Origin of the sequence: Alistipes sp. An66 (assembly GCF_002161445.1) — a bacterium.
Lineage (GTDB): Bacteria > Bacteroidota > Bacteroidia > Bacteroidales > Rikenellaceae > Alistipes > Alistipes cottocaccae.
The window spans coordinates 1-1,639 of sequence record NZ_NFHT01000042.1 but is presented as its reverse complement, the minus strand read 5'-3'; the positions used below and the strand labels follow the sequence as shown (position 1 = coordinate 1,639).

General features: G+C 49.8%; 1 rRNA gene. It reads right to left on the bottom strand.

Annotation, left to right across the window (positions count from 1 at the left end):
* A 23S ribosomal RNA gene (locus B5G16_RS12395) occupies window positions 1-1,639 on the bottom strand; the annotation flags it as partial.

Below are 1,639 nucleotides of genomic sequence, written 5' to 3'. Positions count from 1 at the left end.
GGGACCCCTTTTCCCGAAGTTACGGGGTTAATTTGCCTAGTTCCTTAACCGTGATTCACTCGAGCACCTTAGGATACTCTCCTCGACCACCTGTGTCGGTTTACGGTACGGGTGACATGAACTGTAACTTAGAAGATTTTCTCGGAAGTCAACTTGGGTGAACTATCAAATTGGCCGTAGCCGCTCTGTACTGTCAGGTTTCAGCAAGGACTAACTCTTAATCTGTCCCTATACCTACGCCCTTTAACCACCTATTCCGTCAGATGGCGTCACTTACGTCCCTTCGTCTCTCCATCGAGGCTCATGTCAGTATCGGAATATTAACCGATTATCCATCGAGATCTCCGTTCGGATTACCCTTAGGACCCGACTAACCCTGATCCGATTAGCGTTGATCAGGAAACCTTGGTCTTGCGGTGTGCGGGTTACTCTCCCGCATTATCGTTACTTATGCCTACATTTGCTTTTCCATACGCTCCACAAAATCTCACGATTCTGCTTCGGCGCGAATGGAATGCTCCCCTACCACACTCTCGTGTCCAGAATTTCGGTGATATGCTTGATGCCCGTTTATTATCCACGCTCTGTCGCTCGACTAGTGAGCTGTTACGCACTCTTTGAATGAATAGCTGCTTCCAAGCTAACATCCTAGCTGTCTCTGCAACAAAACATCGTTAGTTCAACTTAGCATATGCTTTGGGACCTTAATTGCTGGTCTGTGTTGTTCCACTCTCGTAACCGGACATTAGCACCCGGTCGCTCACTGCTGTAAATCATACTACTGGCATTCGGAGTTTGTCAGGATTTGGTAGGCGGTGAAGCCCCCGCATCCAATCAGTAGCTCTACCTCCAGTAGACTCTTTATTACAACGCTGCCCCTAAAGGCATTTCGGGGAGTACGAGCTATTTCCCAGCTTGATTAGCCTTTCACCCCTACCCTCAAGTCATCGAGAAGCTTTTCAACGCTTATTCGTTCGGACCTCCAGTCGGTGTTACCCGACCTTCATCCTGCTCAAGGGTAGATCGCAAGGTTTCGCGTCTACAACCACTGACTGGCCGCCCTGTTCAGACTCGCTTTCGCTTCGGCTCCGTGACTCCTGTCACTTAACCTCGCCAGTGATTAGTAACTCGTAGGCTCATTATTCAATAGGCACGCCGTCACGGCACGAAGCCGCTCCGACAGGTTGTAAGCGCATGGTTTCAGGTTCTATTTCACTCCCCTGTTCGGGGTTCTTTTCACCTTTCCCTCACGGTACTGGTTCACTATCGGTCTCTTGGGAGTATTTAGCCTTACCGGGTGGTCCCGGCTGTTTCAGACAGGATTCCTCGTGTCCCGCCCTACTCAGGATACTGCTATCGCCAAACGAACTTACCTGTACGGGTCTTTCACCCTCTATGGACGAACTTTCCAGATCGTTCCAGTTCATTGTCTCTTGAATATCGCAGTCCTACTACCCCGGCATTGCCGTAACAATACCGGTTTGGGCTATTTCCCGTTCGCTCGCCGCTACTTAGGAAATCGATGTTTCTTTCTTTTCCTCCTCCTACTAAGATGTTTCAGTTCAGAGGGTTGGCCTCCGTCGCCGGATGTCAGGTCTTCTACCTGACGGGTTGTCCCATTCAGAAATCTCCGGATCAA